The organism is Leclercia sp. UBA7405, from assembly GCF_037152215.1.
Lineage (GTDB): Bacteria > Pseudomonadota > Gammaproteobacteria > Enterobacterales > Enterobacteriaceae > Enterobacter > Enterobacter pneumoniae.
In genome coordinates, this window is record NZ_JBBCMR010000001.1 from 1,363,823 (window position 1) to 1,380,565 (window position 16,743).

Annotated in this window: 12 protein-coding genes; 3 read left to right on the forward strand and 9 right to left on the reverse strand. The window is 58.0% G+C overall.

Annotated elements, in window-relative coordinates; all coding sequences use genetic code 11:
* Positions 1 to 2 precede the first annotated feature (2 nt).
* Complete coding sequence (locus WFN75_RS06765) at positions 3 to 1,310, forward strand: glycoside hydrolase family 10 protein (protein ID WP_336995883.1); 1,308 nt, start codon at positions 3 to 5, stop codon at positions 1,308 to 1,310.
* Between the two features lie 98 nt (positions 1,311 to 1,408).
* Complete coding sequence (gene leuA, locus WFN75_RS06770) at positions 1,409 to 3,067, forward strand: 2-isopropylmalate synthase (RefSeq protein WP_336995884.1); 1,659 nt, start codon at positions 1,409 to 1,411, stop codon at positions 3,065 to 3,067.
* Here leuA and WFN75_RS06775 read toward each other — a convergent pair.
* From WFN75_RS06775 to WFN75_RS06810, 8 genes are all read right to left on the reverse strand, one after another.
* Complete coding sequence (locus tag WFN75_RS06775; RefSeq protein ID WP_336995885.1) at positions 3,064 to 3,828, reverse strand: AraC family transcriptional regulator; 765 nt, start codon at positions 3,826 to 3,828, stop codon at positions 3,064 to 3,066. The two genes, leuA and WFN75_RS06775, sit on opposite strands and share 4 nt — an antisense overlap.
* 3 nt (positions 3,829 to 3,831) lie before the next feature.
* Positions 3,832 to 4,785 carry a hypothetical protein gene (locus WFN75_RS06780; protein WP_212476097.1) on the reverse strand — a complete coding sequence of 318 codons (954 nt, stop codon included), beginning with the start codon at positions 4,783 to 4,785 and terminating at the stop codon, positions 3,832 to 3,834.
* Positions 4,782 to 5,450, reverse strand: a complete 669-nt coding sequence (locus WFN75_RS06785) for a hypothetical protein (RefSeq protein WP_336995886.1) — start codon at positions 5,448 to 5,450, stop codon at positions 4,782 to 4,784. Before WFN75_RS06785 ends, WFN75_RS06780 begins: the two co-directional genes overlap by 4 nt.
* Positions 5,451 to 5,569: 119 nt before the next feature.
* Complete coding sequence (glgX, locus tag WFN75_RS06790) at positions 5,570 to 7,645, reverse strand: glycogen debranching protein GlgX (protein ID WP_336995887.1); 2,076 nt, start codon at positions 7,643 to 7,645, stop codon at positions 5,570 to 5,572.
* A gap of 23 nt (positions 7,646 to 7,668) precedes the next feature.
* Positions 7,669 to 10,167, reverse strand: coding sequence for a malto-oligosyltrehalose synthase (gene treY, locus WFN75_RS06795; RefSeq protein ID WP_336995888.1), 2,499 nt, complete (start codon positions 10,165 to 10,167; stop codon positions 7,669 to 7,671).
* Positions 10,164 to 11,954, reverse strand: a complete 1,791-nt coding sequence (gene treZ / locus WFN75_RS06800) for a malto-oligosyltrehalose trehalohydrolase (RefSeq protein ID WP_336995889.1) — start codon at positions 11,952 to 11,954, stop codon at positions 10,164 to 10,166. The genes treY and treZ overlap by 4 nt, the downstream gene beginning before the upstream one ends.
* Before the next feature lie 187 nt (positions 11,955 to 12,141).
* Positions 12,142 to 13,356, reverse strand: a complete 1,215-nt coding sequence (locus WFN75_RS06805) for a diguanylate phosphodiesterase (RefSeq protein WP_212476086.1) — start codon at positions 13,354 to 13,356, stop codon at positions 12,142 to 12,144.
* A 118-nt stretch (positions 13,357 to 13,474) separates the two neighbouring features.
* Positions 13,475 to 13,936, reverse strand: a complete 462-nt coding sequence (locus tag WFN75_RS06810) for a winged helix-turn-helix transcriptional regulator (protein WP_286931711.1) — start codon at positions 13,934 to 13,936, stop codon at positions 13,475 to 13,477.
* Positions 13,937 to 14,032: 96 nt separating this feature from the next.
* Here WFN75_RS06810 and WFN75_RS06815 point away from each other — a divergent pair, with 96 nt between their 5' ends.
* A complete protein-coding gene (locus WFN75_RS06815) occupies positions 14,033 to 15,253 on the forward strand; it encodes an MFS transporter (RefSeq protein ID WP_336995890.1) in 1,221 nt (406 codons plus the stop codon).
* Here the strand turns inward: WFN75_RS06815 and WFN75_RS06820 are convergent.
* Complete coding sequence (locus WFN75_RS06820; protein WP_336995891.1) at positions 15,174 to 16,643, reverse strand: alpha/beta hydrolase; 1,470 nt, start codon at positions 16,641 to 16,643, stop codon at positions 15,174 to 15,176. The two genes, WFN75_RS06815 and WFN75_RS06820, sit on opposite strands and share 80 nt — an antisense overlap.
* Between the last annotated feature and the right edge of the window lie 100 nt (positions 16,644 to 16,743).

Sequence of the window (16,743 nt, forward strand, 5' to 3'; positions counted from 1 at the left end):
CCATGATGCGAGACGTTACACGGTCAGGCATGCTGCTTGCCTGCGCCCTTCTGTTAGCCAGCTGTGCCTCTGAGCCGCCAAAATCGTTGGTCACCCCGCTGCCGCCAGTAGCCAAACAGCCGGTGCCAGACCAACGTCAGCAGGATAATCATCCGATGCGTGGCGTCTGGCTGGCCACGGTCTCTCGTCTCGACTGGCCGCCGGTAAACTCGGTGAATGTCAGCAGCCCCGCGCTGCGTATACGACTGCAGCAGCAGGCATTAATCACCAAGCTGGACAACCTCAAAAGCCTCGGCATCAACACCGTCTTCTTCCAGGTCAAACCGGACGGCACCGCCCTGTGGCCATCCCAAATTCTGCCCTGGTCAGATATGCTGACGGGCACCATTGGCCAGGATCCGGGCTACGACCCCCTGAAGTTTATGATCGAGGAAGCGCACAAGCGCGGAATCAAAGTGCATGCGTGGTTCAACCCGTATCGGGTTACCACCAATACGAAACCGGGCACGATTACGGCGTTGAGCCGGACCTTGCCGCAAAATCCGGCCAGCGTCTATGTGCTGCATCCTGACTGGATTCGCACCTCCGGCGACCGCCTGGTGCTCGACCCCGGTATACCCGCAGCGCGGGACTGGATCACCAGCATCGTGGCCGAAGTGGTAGAACGCTATCCGGTAGACGGCGTGCAATTCGATGACTACTTCTATACTGAAACCAAAAGCTCCACCCTCAACGATACACAAACCTGGCAGCAATATGGCCAGGCCTTCGCCTCGAAAGCCGACTGGCGCCGCGATAACACCCAGCAACTGATTGCGCAGGTGTCGCGTACCATTAAGCAGATCAACCCTAACGTGATGTTCGGCGTCAGCCCTGCCGGGGTGTGGCGTAACCGTTCGCACGATCCCGCCGGGTCAGATACGCGCGGAGCCGCCGCGTATGATGAATCTTTTGCCGATACGCGGCGCTGGGTGCAGCAAGGGCTGCTGGATTACATCGCCCCGCAGATCTACTGGCCATTTTCCCGCGATGCCGCGCGTTATGACGTGCTGGCAAAATGGTGGGCCGAGGTAGTTAAACCGACCAAAACCCGGCTCTATATCGGCGTGGCGCTCTATAAAGTGGGCGAACCGTCGCGTAACGAGCCCGACTGGACGGTCAACGGCGGCGTACCGGAGCTGCGTAAACAGCTTGATCTGAACGACACGATGCCGGGCATCAGCGGCACGATCCTCTTTCGCGAAAACAACCTCAATCAACCGCAGGCCCAGCAGGCCGTCAGCTATTTACGCAGCCGCTGGGGCAGTTAGCCCTTCGGTTGTCCAGTTCTCATAACCCTCTGTCCAGGGCGCTAAAGCAGCGCCCTTTTCTCCTGCGCACAATGGAATGAAAACCACAGGAGATGATCATGCTGAGTCACCCACAACAGAAATATCGCCCCTTCCCGCCTCTTAATCTGCCCGATCGCCGCTGGCCATCACAGCAGATCACCCAGGCCCCGCGCTGGCTCTCTACGGATCTGCGCGACGGTAACCAGGCACTCGCTGAGCCCATGGACAGCGAGCGCAAACGCCAGTTCTGGCAATTACTGCTGGCCTGCGGCTTCAAAGAGATTGAGGTGGCTTTCCCTTCAGCGTCGCAAACTGACTTCAACTTCGTTCGTGAGCTGATTGAAGAGGATCTGATTCCGGACGATGTCACCATTCAGGTGTTAACCCAGGCGCGGGAAGATTTGATTCTGCGCACCTTCGACTCCCTGCGCGGGGTGAAACGGGCCACGGTGCATCTTTATAACGCCACTGCCCCGCTGTTTCGTGAGCTGGTCTTCGGCCTGGAGAAAGCGGACATCATCGCCCTTGCTACTCGCTCAACCCGCCAGATCCGCCAGCTGTGTGAACAGCACCCGGAAACGCACTGGCAATATGAATACTCGCCTGAGACCTTCTGCTTCACCGAGCCGGAGTTTGCGCTGGAGATTTGTGAAGCGGTGGCGGATATCTGGCAACCATCGTCCGACCGCCCGATGATCATCAATCTGCCGGCGACGGTTGAAGTGAGCACCCCGAATGTCTACGCCGATCAGATTGAATTTTTCTGCCGCCATTTTTCCCGGCGCCAGGATGTCTGCATTAGCGTACATCCGCATAACGACCGGGGAACCGGCGTCGCCTGCGCCGAGCTGGCGGTTATGGCGGGAGCCGATCGCGTGGAAGGTTGCCTGTTTGGCAACGGCGAACGCACCGGCAATGTCTGCCTGGTGACTCTGGCGATGAATCTCTATAGCCAGGGGATCACCCCGGGGTTGCGCTTTGATGATATGAAACAGGTGGTTGAGGTCGTAGAGCGGTGCAACCAGTTGCCGGTGCATCCTCGCCATCCCTGGGCGGGTAGCCTGGCTTATACGGCGTTTTCCGGTTCGCATCAGGATGCGATCAAAAAAGGGTTCGACGCGCGTAAGCCCGGTGAGCCCTGGGCAATGCCCTACCTGCCGGTCGATCCCCAGGATATTGGCTGCAGCTATGAAGCGGTGATCCGTGTGAACAGCCAGTCCGGGAAAAGCGGCAGCGCCTGGCTAATTGAGCAGAATCACGGTCTGAAGCTCCCGCGCGCATTGCAGCAGGATTTTAGCCAGCACGTACAGCGTGAAACCGACGCCCATGGCCGGGAGATGACGCTCAACGCCCTCTGGCAACTGTTCCGTACCCGTTACCGGCTGGTGCCGCAGCCCCCGCTGGCGCTGAAGGAGTATAAAAGCGAAAGCCAGCAGAATGGTCAGTTAAAGCTGAATGCTACGCTGCAGGTGGCTGGCGAACAGCGCAAAATTGAAGGATATGGCAACGGCCTGCTCTCTGCCGCAGCCCAGGCTGTCTCGGGGCTCATCAGGCAGCCGGTGGTGATTAAGGATTACCACGAGCACACCCTGGGGGAACGCAGTGACAGCCGCTCAGTAGCCTATATCCGCTGTCTGTTTGCCGATGGCAGCAGCCGCTGGGGCGTGGGGATTGATAGCGACATCTCCCGCGCGTCGCTGCAGGCGTTCTTCAATGCAGCGCAGCTGGACGATTAACCATCCTGAAAATAGTCGCTGGGTGATATTCCCATCACCCGGCGGAACATGGTCGTAAAGGCGCTGTGACTGCCATACCCCAGCTCCAGCGCGACGGTCAGTACCGCCTGCCCCTGCGCCAGCCGAATCAACGCCTCCATCAGTTTAGCCCGCCGCACCCACTCTCCCCAGGTGAGCTGGGTTTGCTGCTGGAAATGGCGGTTTAGAGTACGTTCGCTCATGTTCACTAGTTTTGCTGCCCGGCTGCTGCTCCAGTCTTCTGCAGGCGACTCGCGCATACGCGCGCAGAGCTGGCGCAACACCTCACTGGTCGGTTCGGCCAGACCAAAAGGCAGCACCGACATGCCGCGTATTTCATCGAGAATAAGTTCATAAATGCGCTCGTCCCGGCTGCCGGGCGCATACTCTTCCGCCAGATCGAGCGAGGCCACAATCAACTCCCGCAGCAACGCCGTAACCTGCACAATCTGACAGCTGGCGGGGAAATCAGCCCGCGCCAGCGGATCGATAAACAGCGTTCTCGCCGCCACCTGTCCGGTGATCCGCAGCGAATGCCGCGTGCCGGCCGGTAGCCAGACCCCCCGCCCAGGCGGCACCACCCAACTGCCGAGCGGTGTGTCTACCCGCACCACCCCGCTCAGGATATGCAGCAGCTGGGCGCACTCATGCTCATGCCAGGGCTCACTCTCTCCGTGGGCGTAGTCATGGGCAAAAGGCACCAGCGGCCGGTGGGTAAACAAAAAGGTTAAGCGGGTGGTCATGGGTTAGCCGACCTTTTGCCCCACCGGAACCGGATCCAGCATACGAATAGCGTCAAAAGGATTATTCAGCAGTTGGCATTGAGGTACTTTTAACGCCAGTGCCAGGGTGTTCTGACTGGATAGCATCTCCGACTGTGTTTCAAGCTGGCGAAAATTAACGACATCTGTTTTCAGCATATCCAGCGCTTCGCGACTGATCACATGGGGGCTGAGGGCTCCGGTTTTTTTCAGCTCTTGCAGACGATGGCGAAGCAGCGCATTCGAGTCCGCGTTACGCGCAAAATATCCCTGGGCGATATCGTCCTCTTCAAGACGAATATGGGTCTGGCAGAGCACAAAGGTAGCTTTGTTCTTGAGATCTGCCACCAGCATCACAAAGTGAACATTCTCGATAAACGCTTTGTTATCGAGCCCGTCGAGCATGCTTCTAAGCAGGGTATCGAGATCGCTCAGCGCCCGGCGCAGCGGGGTAATATGCAGGCGGATGAACTGATGATCGCTCTGCTTCTGGTTGGCATAGAGTGCCTCTTCAATAGCCGCCAGTGCGCTGCTTTTAATCTCACTGATTTTGATTAACTTACTAAAACGGGCTTCATCCAGCAGCTGCTCGGCCTTGTGATCCAGCGCGTCAATTTTTTCGCTGATCTCTTCCAGCTGTTGACCGAGGGTCTCGGTCGTCTGCTGCGCAGACATGATATTTATCGCTGAAAGCGAAGCCGTCTGACTGGCGAGCTGTTCCATTACCTCTGCATGATTCTGGCCCAGCTGTTTCTCTAGCTGCTCCAGCGGACTTTTTTGACCAGGCTGCCCTTCTTGCGGGAAGATAAGATGTTTAACGATCTTACCTGCAACATCGCGAATAGTGCCGCCATGAATTTTTAGCTCCCCGGATTCAATACGGGCAATAATGTCTGCCGTCAGCGGTAGAGCACGTTCAAGAATCACTGAAAAAATCATAGGTCGATCTCACTGGCATAGTTTTCTGCAGCCAGACGTGAACGAATACTGCCAATAATTAGTACTGCCGGGATGGTCACGCTGTAGGCGGTGCCGGTGAAGGCAAACAGCACCCCTGCCACGCCGGTGAGCACGCCAATAAACTGTCCGGCGACCGGTATCGCAGCAACCACACCGCGACGCAAAATAAAGGTGCCGACAGCCATGAGCGCCGGGGTCATACCCAGCAGGCTTCGGGCGGCGGCGTTTTTGGCGTCGGTTAACATTTTCTGGTCGTCCAGGCTTTCCCGCAATACCTGTTCAAAGGCTTCACGTTCGCTATCAGAAAGTTTGGCTTTATAATCGGCAATCACTTTCTCGGCGATTTTCTCTTCGATTTTAATCAGGTCGCTTTTCATATCGACTTTGGCACCGACTTTCTCCGCAACATCGCAGACGATTTCACGGTAGTTCACCCCGCGTCGACGGAACAGATTCATCACCGTATCGCCTCCCATGCTTTGCAGCTCAATGGTCAGTTTCAACGGGTCACGTTCTTCTTTACTGATATCGGAGGATCGCTTACTCGCTATCACCTCGGCCAGAAATGCCTTCTCCTGGTCACTTGCTTGCTGCAATAGCGGATAAAGATCCTGATCGTTACGGGCAAAATCGATGCTTTTCATTTTTGTAGTTTCTACTTTGCTGTGTGATTGATGGTGAGAATGCTACTCAAAGCAAGCATAACGTCAAGGAATCAATGAGATGAAAAGCAGAGCCAGCGTTAACTGGCTCTCAGGAGGCTTCAGGATTTGCTAAAGAGGGTGATACTGCGAGCGGCCAGTTGCCAGACCGTCTGGTCTTCCTGCGTCGGTGATGACGGGTTTTCACCGGCAGTCGATAGTTGCAGCATCCAGTCGTTGTCGTCGAGGCGCGGGAGCTGGAATGTCACCTCTTCTGTTAACGGATTAAACAGCATCAATACATCGTGCCACACGCCCTCTTCGCGCTGGAGATCCGGACGGCTGATGACGACACCGAGCGTGGCGCTGGCATCCCAGTGCTCATCCTGCTGTGGCCCGCCGTCCGGGTTAAACCAGTGGATCTCCAGCCCGTCGCGCCAGTTTTCTCTGCGTAATAAGGGTTGCTCCGCGCGCAGCTGAATAAGCTTGCGGGTAAATTCCCGCAACGCATCGGCGCTCGGCGGCAGGTTTTCCCAGTGAACCCAGGAGATCTCGCTGTCCTGGCAGTAACCATTATTGTTACCCATCTGACTGCGGCCAAACTCATCCCCGGCCAGCAGCATCGGGGTGCCATGCGACACAAACAACGAAGTGAGGAAGTTACGTTTTTGCTGTTCGCGTACGGCATTAATGGCTTCGTCTTCGCTCGGCCCTTCGGCACCGTAATTGCAGGAGCGGTTATCGTTGTGGCCGTCGTTATTGTCTTCGCCGTTATCCTCGTTGTGTTTGTCGTTGTACGACACCAGGTCGTTGAGGGTAAACCCGTCGTGCGCCGTAACAAAGTTGATGCTGGCCCACGGGCGGCGACCATGCTGATCGTACAGATCGCCGGAGCCCAGCAGCCGTGCGGCAAAATCGGAAGAGACATTATCCCCGCGCCAGTACTCACGCACCGTATCGCGGTATTTGTCGTTCCATTCCCCCCAGCCCGGCGGGAAGCCGCCAACCTGATATCCACCGGGGCCGATATCCCAGGGCTCACCAATCAGCTTCAGTTTAGAGAGCTGCGGATCCTGCATAATGGCGTCAAAGAAGCCGCCACGCGGGTCAAAGCCCTGCGGTTCGCGGCCCAGAATGGTGCCCAGGTCAAAACGGAAACCGTCGATGTGCATGGCGTCCGCCCAGTAGCGCAGGGAGTCCATCACCATCTGCAGTACCCGGGGGTGCGAGGTGTTGACGGTATTACCGGTCCCGGTGTCATTAATGTAATAGCGGTGTTGATCCGGCAGCGTGCGGTAATAGGCGAAGTTATCAATGCCCTTGAACGACAGCGTTGGACCCAGTTCATTGCCCTCTGCGGTATGGTTATAAACCACATCCAGAATCACCTCGATGCCCGCGTCATGATAAGCGCGAACCATCTCACGAAAACCCTGCATTCCCCGTGGGCCGTAATAGTGCGGCGTCAGGGCGAAGAAGCCCAGGGTGTTATAGCCCCAGAAATTCTTCAGCCCTTTATCAAGCAGATGTTGATCGTGGGGGAACCAGTGCACCGGCATCAGCTCGACGGAGGTAATGCCCAGGCTTTTGATGTAGTCGACCGAGGCCTGATGCCCCATCCCTTCAAACGTGCCACGCAGCGCCTCAGGAATGGCCGGGTTAAGCTGGGTAAAGCCTTTCACGTGGGTTTCGTACAACACCGTATGGGGCCAGGGCACCGCCGGACGGTTGTTATCCTGCCAGTCGAAGGCGTTGGGGTCGATCACCCGACATTTTGGTGTGAACGGCGCGCTATCGCGGGTATCGAAGCTCAGATCCAGATCGTCATGCCCCATCTCATAGGCGAAGTGTGACGGGTCCCACTGAAGCTCGCCCACCAGTTCCCGCGCATAGGGATCGATTAAGAGTTTATTGGGATTAAAACGGTGCCCGTTTTCAGGATCGTAAGGGCCGTAAACGCGATAGCCATACAGCGCCCCGGGCTCAAGGTTCGGGACATAGCCGTGCCACACCTCGTGTGTGAACTCGGGTAGCTCCAGCCGGGCAATCTCCGTTTTACCACTGGGATCGTACAGGCAGAGCTCAATGCGCTCGGCATGTGCAGAAAAAATCGCAAAATTGACCCCTTTTCCGTCGTAATTGGCCCCTAACTGATGGCTGGACCCTGCCTGAATGTCGAAATGATTACCGTTTGGCATGCTTATCTCCATGTGTAACACGCTCAGTCGCAGGCGACCAGTACCCGCCAGCACCACTGTGCAGAGGCTAATTCAAGGGTGTCGTTGAGGGCGAACACCTCTTCTGTAAAGAGATCCCGATAACGGCGTCCGGCCAGAGGCTCAGGCAGCGCGACGGAAGTCTCGGGCCATAACGCGGCGCCGGTATAGCTGGCGGCGGCAAAAACCAGTCGGGGGGCGACAACAATCACCGCGTCGTTACCGTCGGTGCGGGCAAAGGCGATGGCTTTCTCTGCCTGTTCGCCGTGGGTAATCAGCGCCACATAGTCACCCCGGCGGAAGAGCGCCGGTTTGTCCTGACGCAAACGTAACAGTGTGGCGGTTACGAACTGATTAACCTGGCCGCTGCGCCAGCTGGCTTCCTGGTTAAACACGTTCCGATCTGCGTCGCGTAGCTGCTGCGCCAACCGGGGATAATCGGGCTCACGGCGGTTGTCGGGGTCGACGAGGCTGAAATTGAGGGCTTCGCTGCCCTGGTAAATGTCCGGTACGCCTGGCGCGGTAAGTTTGATCAGCGTCTGGCTCAGGCTGTTGACCAGCCCGGCACGAATAAAGGGCTGCAGTGAATCGCAGAAATCCGTTAAGAAGGTCTGATTCTCGGCGCTGAGCAGATGGCGGGCATACTCCAGCACCACCGTTTCGTAGGCTTCGTTGCTATCCACCCAGTCGGTACGAAGCTTGGCTTCGCGCAGGGCTTTTTCCACAAACTCCAGGAAACGCGTCTCCAGCGCCTTCAGCCCGGCGTGATCATCCGGCCTCAGCGCAGGCGGCCAGACGCCGGCCAGCGCCTGATAGAGCATCCAGGTATCGGCGGCTTTCGGCGCCGTCCCGTCATTCAAGAAACGAACATGCGTCTGGTTCATCTGCCGCCAGCGCGCCACGCTTTCGGCCCACTGAGTGGGGGCTTCGGTCAGAGTATAGAGGCGAGCACGGGCATCTTCCCCGCGCTTGGTATCGTGAGTAGAGGTGCCGGAGAGCGCATCGGGTTGACGTTCACGACGGGTCGCCATCTCCTGATGAAAACGGGTCAGCGAAAAGCCCCGCGGCACCGGTTCGGCGCCGACTTCATTCAGCGCCAGCCCCATGTTCTGGCGGAAAAAGAGAGTATCTTCCACTGATTTGGCCATTAACGGCCCGGTAAGTTGCTGGAAGCGGGTGCGGAAGCTGTTCGCCTGGGCCTGATTCACCACCGCACCGGTCATGATTCGGGTAAGCAGATCCAGCGCCTGCGCATCGGCATCGACCTGCGCGATGACCTGCTGCAACAGGCGCAGATCCGCCGGGGGCAACCCCGCTTCGGTGCCGTAGGTGCGGTAGACCGGGAAGGCTAACAGCAGCTCGCGCAGCGCATGGCGCAACGTCTCTTCGTCGGGCTGCTGCGGCTCGTCGCGGGCGATAACGTTAGCCAGCCCTAACAGGGTGGCAAACTCGCCGGCAAAATTACGATCCACCATCAGCCGGCGGGCAGCGCGCAGTTCGGCATGAGGATCGGAGGTTTTACCCACTACCTCGTCCCAGGCCTGACGCAGGGTATCCATCTTTTCATCATCCACCAGCACTTCCGCCAGCGAGGCGATAAATTCATATCCTGTCGTGCCCGAGATGGGCCAGTCGGCAGGCAGATGCTCCCCTTTGCCGAGGATCTTCTCGACGGTGATGTAGCACTCCGCCCCCGCCTCCTGGCGCAGACGCTCCAGATAACCTTTTGGATCGGCCAGACCGTCCACATGATCCACCCGCAGCCCGTCCACCGCGCCAGAGCGGACCAGGGCCAGAATCAGCGCATGGCAGTCATCAAAAACGGCGGGATCTTCGACCCGAACGCCGACCAGGCCGGTAATTTCAAAGAATCGCCGCCAGGAGAGATCTGACGCCGCATCGCGCCAGCTGCTGAGCCGCCAGGGCTGCTGCTCATGAAGCAGGGTAATGGCCCCGGGATCGGTCAGGCTCAGTACCTCCTCCTCGCGCCCTGCCCAGCTGGCTGGCGTCAGGGGGTAGAAGTTTTCAAAATAGGCCAGCACAGGGCGGCCAGTATGGGGATCGCGCTGAATGGTGATATCCCCCTGGGCCACCACCTTGTCAAAATCATCCCCCAGGAAAGGCAGGGTCAGACGGCGCGACCAGTCGATATCGAAGTGGTGGGCGTAACGGCTCTGCTCGCCGTACTCAATCACATCCCGCCACCAGGGGTTCTCCAGCGAGGTGGACATATGGTTGGGCACAATATCCAGAATCAGCCCAATACCCGCCTCTTTCAGGGCGCTAACCAGCCGCTCGAACCCTGCCCGGCCACCGATGGCCGGATCGATTTCGTTCACGTCCGTCACGTCATAGCCGTGAGTGGATCCGCTGGCGGCGGTAAAAATCGGTGAAGCATAGAGATGGCTGATACCCAGTTGCTGCAGATAAGGCACCAGACTGACGGCACGATCGAAAGTCATGCCATTACGAAACTGAATACGCCAGGTCGATACGGGAATCATCGGCAGGCTTCTCCCTCAGCAAAACAGACAATAATCGAATTTGGCGTCAGTGCTTCAGCGCCTTCAGGCCAGACAAACAGCGTGTTACCCGGCAGCTCAGGCGCGGTCAGCGTGCGGTCGCTGACATTCAGCGCCAGGGAGAGCGTGCCCTGCGCAAAGTGCCAGCAGACGGCGATATAGCCAGGTGCGGTGTGCAGGACTTTCCCCTGGCACGCCTGTGCGCCTGTCAGTAAAGGAACAATCGCCTGCTGGCGCAACAGCAGCAGCTGGCGGGTAAAGCGTAGCCAGGATTTACCGCTCTCACTGGTCAGTTTCTGCCAGTCAAGCTGCGAAGCGGTAAAGGTGGTCAGCGCGTTAGGATCGGGAACATCCTCTCCGTCGTGGCCCGTATGGCCGGCAAACTCTTTTGCCCGCCCTTCCCGCACCGCCCGGGCTAGTTCGCCGTGGAAATCGGTAAAGAACAGGAACGGATGGGTTTCGCCGTACTCTTCCCCCATAAACAGCAGCGGAATGTGTGGAGAGAGCAGCAACATGGCCAGCAGCACCCTGGTGCGCTCCGCACCCGCAAGCGTAATTAACCGCTCACCCTGGGCACGGTTGCCTACCTGATCGTGGTTCTGAATAAAATCGACAAAGGCCAGCGGCGGCTGATTACGGCTATTCACTCCGCGCGGTTTCCCGCTGTGCGGCGACACCTCTCCCTGATAGGCAAACCCCTCGGTCAGCGCGCGGGCAAGCCACACCTCTGGCGCATCGGCGAAATCTTCGTAGTAAGCGTGGGTTTCACCGGTCGCAAAAACATGCAGGGCGTTATGCAGATCATCATTCCATTCTGCGGTAAACAGCGGCGGTTGCCCGCGCTCATCCCGGGGATGCAGATCGATACCGTTGCGGCTATCTTCCGTAGTCAGATGGATCGGCCGGTCGGTAATGGTTTCGCGAATACGTGTCGCGATCTCTTCCAGCACGTGCGGCTGGCGACTGTCTTCGATATGGTCAATGGCATCAAAGCGCAGCCCATCGAGGCGATATTCACTTAGCCAGTAGAGCGGTAGGCCGATGATAAACGCCCGGACCGGGTCCAGATCATAGGCGATACCATTGCCCCAGGGCGTCATGCGATCCGGGTGGAAAAAGTCCGGGGATAATCTCGGCAGGTAGTTGCCTTCAGGGCCAAAATGGTTGAGCACAATATCCAGCACCACGGATAAACCCAGCCCGTGAGCGGCGTCGATAAAGGCTTTGAAATCGTCCGGCGTACCGTACGCGCTGTGCGGCGCGTAAAGCAGGACGCCATCGTAGCCCCAGTTGCGGTTGCCCCCGGTCTGGGAGACCGGCATCACCTCTATCTGAGTGATCCCCAGCTCTGCCAGGTATGGCAGTTTACTGATGGCACTGCGAAAGGTGCCCTGAGGCGTAAAGGTGCCGATATGAACCTCGTAGACCACCGTCTCTTCCCACGGGCGGCCTTGCCACTCCGGGTATTGCCAGACGTAGCTATGGGGATCGACCACCTGTGACGGGCCATGAACATCCCCCTGCTGCGCACGCGATGCCGGGTCTGGCAACGCAGTGCCATCTGCAAGCACATACTGATAATTGGCCCCGGCAGGAAGGTCGTTCAGGGTGATGTCATACCAGCCATCCCCCGCTGACTGCATGGGATAATCGTGCCCTTCCACCCGCAATGTCATCTGCTGTTGGCCGCTGGCCCACAGCCTGAAACGCACCGCGCCTGTTTCCAGACGAACGGCACCCCACTGTTTTGATACCTGTTCTGACTGCATACGATCACCTCGTTTTACCCGAACTGCCCCTGGGCTGCTTAACTGGATGGTTACGCGGAGGAGAAAAGCCGTAACATGACGTGAATGCTTAGCGCACGAAGATAAACTATAGACCAGGTTAGCGCTGTGCTGTGGCGGGTGTGCGAACAATTAACAGGTGGCGGGGAGGCCCCGCCAGGGGAAGGGTTCAGGAGGCGATGTGTGGCCAGTTGATGGTACCCACGCCGTTAAGCTGTGGGCGGGCGAAGAGGAAGCCCTGGAAGCGCTTAATCCCAGCCGTTTCCAGCCAGCACCACTCTTCCATCTTCTCAATTCCTTCGGCCACCAGGGTGATGCCCAGGTCGGCGCAGCAGCTGACGATAGATTTCACGATCGCCTGTTTCGGGCCGCTGAGGTGAATATTGCTGACAATCTCGCGGTCGATCTTGATTTTATCGGGCTGGAAACGGGTCAGCAGGGACAGCCCCGCGTAACCCGAACCAAAATCATCGATAGCCAGACCGATACCGGCGGCCCGCAGCTGTTTGATCGCGCTATTAAACTGATTGAAACCGGAGATCATCTCGTTCTCCGTCACCTCAATGACCACCTGCTCCGGCACCAGACCATGGCGCAGAATCTGCTCCATCAAAAACTCCACCGCGCCGGGCACATTTACCAGCGACATCGGCAGCAGATTGATGGCGATTTTATGATCGCCAATACCAATTTTTTCGGCCAGCGCGAAGGCATACGCCTTGGTTTGCAGATCCACTTCGTAAACTTTATCCCCGTCGATAGCGCTGAAAAAGCGCTCCGGGCTGCCTCCGTCATTACTGCGGATCAGGGCTTCCAGCGAGGAGATTTTTCCTTCACCAGGCTCGACAATCGGCTGCAGGGCGAACTGGCACATCTGGTTATCGATCAGCTCACCCCGCGCCGGGCCAAAGGGAGCCTGCTCCTGGGTGAGTGTCCACCGTTCAGGAGACGAGGTCGCGGCAGGCTCTGGCCGTTGAGTTTTGCTAATAAATTGCTGAATGAATTTGAAAACCCGGTCTTCCGAAGCCAGATAGCGTTCTATTTTGCTGTAGCTCAGCACGGAGGTCAGGATAGATTTCGGCGTATCAACGCGCAGATCGAAAAGCAACATTCCCACGTTTTCAAAACGACGACGCGGGCCATAATCGCGCATCAGCTCCACCACGCTATGGTGCCGCCTGTCGTCCCGGATGGTCTTGAAAAGCGTATCGACGGTCTCTTCTGCCCCCTCGAGAATTTGCAAAAATTCCGTACCGTTGAAGAGCAAAATACCGGTGACACCCAACTTCACATTGCTGTGCTTCGCTTTTTCGATCAAAGCGGTGAGAGATAACAATTCGCAGGAGGAATTTAACTGGCTTCGGTAGATAAGTGTAGTCAGCACAGCAATGGGTCCCGGTCGGTGAAATGTTGTTATAAGCTATTGTTTAGCATACTTCATATGGTGCTACTAAAGATATCGTTGCGGCCTGTGAATTATACACATTCTGAAATGAACATAACTAATTTGAATGCTTGCCGTCAGGCGCGATAACACGGCGGGTTTCTCGGGCCTCCACCCGGGTGCCATCCTTATCCGTGACCTCCAGTTTCGCAAGGGATTGCCCATCGGCCGTTTGCAGATGAGACATCGCCTCGCCTTCGTTAAACAGGTTCATCTCACCCCATTGACGCAGGCAGACAACCAGCGGGAAGAGCGCCTCACCACGCGCAGTGAGATGATAAGCCTTATATGCCCCGCCTTCGCTGGCTGGGGTCTGCTTCAGGATGCCTGCCTCTGTCAGGGTTTTGAGCCGCGCGGCCAGGATATTTTTGGCTACGCCGGTACTCTTTTGAAAATCACTAAAGCGGGAAATTCCGTCAAACGCGTCGCGGATAATCATCAATATCCAGCGATCGCCCAGCACATTCACGCTGCGGGCTACCGGACAGGTGGTGGTGATAAACGTCTCTTCGTGCGTCATAAAGTACCCTCAACGTAAAAACTGGTTGCAAATAAAAACCAGAACAGGCGATAGTAATCTGGTTTTTATTTAAAACCAGTTTAGAGGGTAATGCAAATGAGCCTGACCGAATCGTCACGCGCCACGCCGCTGCTCACCTCCCGGCAGCTGTTTCTCTTCGCCGTGCTCTGCGCGTTTGCGGTAGCCAATGTCTATATGACCCAGCCCCTTCTCGACCAGATTGCCCATGACCTGCACGCGCGTACCGCAAGCATGGGATGGATTATCACCGCGACCCAGACGGGCTATGGGCTGGGGCTGCTTTTTTTAGTGCCGCTGGGCGACAGAGTGAATCGTAAAACGCTGATCGCCTCATTGATGCTAATGAGCAGCCTGCTGCTGGCGCTCGCCTCGCAGGCAGGGTCACTGCTGATGCTCAGTACCCTTATGGGCGTGGTGGGACTGCTGGCGGTGGTGGTCCAGATTGTGGTGGCCTATACCGCCAGCCTGACGGAGAGTGCGCGCCGGGGCGAAGCGACTGGGAGAGTGACGAGCGGCGTGGTGCTGGGGATCTTACTGGCGCGAGTGGTGGCCGGGTTGCTTGGGGAGTGGAGCTCCTGGCGTATTGTGCTTCTCTTTTCTGCCCTGGCGATGCTGGGCATGGCGCTGCTTTTTATCCGCACCGCGCCGCAGGAGGAAACGCAGAGGCAGCGTCGCCCCTATAGCGAGCTGCTGCTCTCGCTGTTTGCGCTCTGGCGGGAACTGCCTGTGCTGCGGGTGCGCGCCCTCCTCGCTCTGTTGATTTTTATGGCTTTTAGCCTGCTCTGGACTTCGCTGGTGTTCCCGTTAAGCGGTGCGCCGCATGACCTCAGCCCGGGCCAGATTGGTCTGTTCGGGATAGCGGGTATTGCCGGGGCGCTGGCGGCGCGTCAGGCTGGTCTCTTCGCGGATCGCGGCCTGGGGCAGCGGGTCACAGGCGTGGCACTGTTGCTGCTGTTACTGAGCTGGGGGCTGATGGCCTGCGGCGAAGGGTCTCTTATCATTTTGACGCTGGGCATCATTCTGCTGGATTTTGCCGTACAGGCGGTGCACGTCACGAGCCAGAGCCTGATCTTCGCGCAACGTCCACAGGCAACCAGCCGTCTGGTTGCGGTGTATATGGCTTTCTATTCGCTGGGTAGCGCCAGCGGCGCGTGGCTCGCCACCCATTTGTGGGCCTGGGGTGGCTGGCACGCCGTCTGTGCTGCGGGCGCGTTCATCAGCGGGCTGGCGCTGGCGTACTGGGCGCTGTTTGCACGATCCGCTGTAACAGATAGTCGTAGAAAGGGTTTGAGGTAAGTCGCATCATGGCGTCCATGCCGGCGATCAATCCGCCCGTTTCGCCACGCAGGGCCGCATTACCCAGATTTATGCCAAACCGCTGCGGATCGACTGGCCGGGTACCGTAGAGATCGTCCTGCGGCGGGAACGGCAGCGCCACGTGTGAGAGGGAATAGATATCAGCCGGCCAGGGGGTAGTGAGCGGCGTAATCTGCGCCGCCGCTGCCCCGGCGGGCAGCCTGCGCGCGACCGTTTTCAGGGTCTGCGCCGAGGCATTGGTCACCACCGTCGTCGTATAGCGCCGCGGCGGCGGAGGTAGCAGCGCATCAACCGAAAGATACGCCCCAGGACGCAGGAACGGGCGCAGACTGGCGGCCTGGTTGATGTCAAAAATGACCAGCTCGCTGCCGTTAGACGGAAGCAGATTAAACAGCATATCCACCACCGCACGGGTGCTGACGGTGCTGTCCATAACAGACTGGAAGGCCAGTACCGGAGGAAGCGCCGTCAGGCTCTGCTTGTCGGCATAACGGCGGATCTGCTGTTGCAACGCCTGGGTCAGTTGCCAGCTCTGGCGCGCCCCGTTCACTGGGAACGAGTTGTATTTAAAGGGATTGTATTCCGGCTGGATATTCAGCCATGCCGCTTTGGCGAAGGGCGGAAGCAGCGCGGGCAGCCCCGCCAGCCCGGCAAAACGGGCGAAGGCGCTGACGCCAATCATCGGCGAAATCAAAATCAGCTGCTGGGGTTTCGCCAGGTGGTTGTCATCAAGAGCGTCGAGAGCGTATTTCAACGCCAGCGCCCCGCCGTTGGAATAGCCCACCAGATGCAGCGGCACCTTTCCCCCGCCAAGACGACGGGCTTCACGCACGGCCAGACGGGTCACCGCCATCCACTGCTCCCACTCCACATCACTGAGCGCGCCCGGTGCGGTACCGTGGCCCGGCAGACGCGGCACGACGGCCACAAATCCACGCTGTTGATAGTCGGCGGCGATGCGCTGCACGCTGTAGGGGGAGTCAGTTAGTCCATGCAGTAATACCACCGTACCGCGTGGCGTACCCTCAGGCAGCAGCACCCGTGAGCGATTCCCCTGCAACGAAAACTGTCCGGGCCAGACCAGGCTGTTGCGGTAATAGCGGTTCAGCGGCGTCTGCTCGTCACCTTTTGTCTTATCCACCACGTCGCGCTGTAATGCCTGGAAGATCTGCCCTTCCTGACGCAGATAATCGGCAAACGTCGCCTGATCAATATCGCGCGCCGACATCTCCGGCGCAGTCCAGGTGTGCCACGGGTGCAGCGCGGGGCCGGTCTGCGATTTATAAATCCGGAAGGCCAGCAGCACGATCAGGACGACGCCCAGTACCTTAGCGACAATTTTCACGGTGGAGATCAGCTGGGCGCGCATGGGCTTCCTTTCCAGAATGGGATTGACGCTATCTTAGCGCGTTTCTCCCGGCCCACAAAAATGTGATGCCCGTGAGGTATTCACTAATTTCATACCTTCA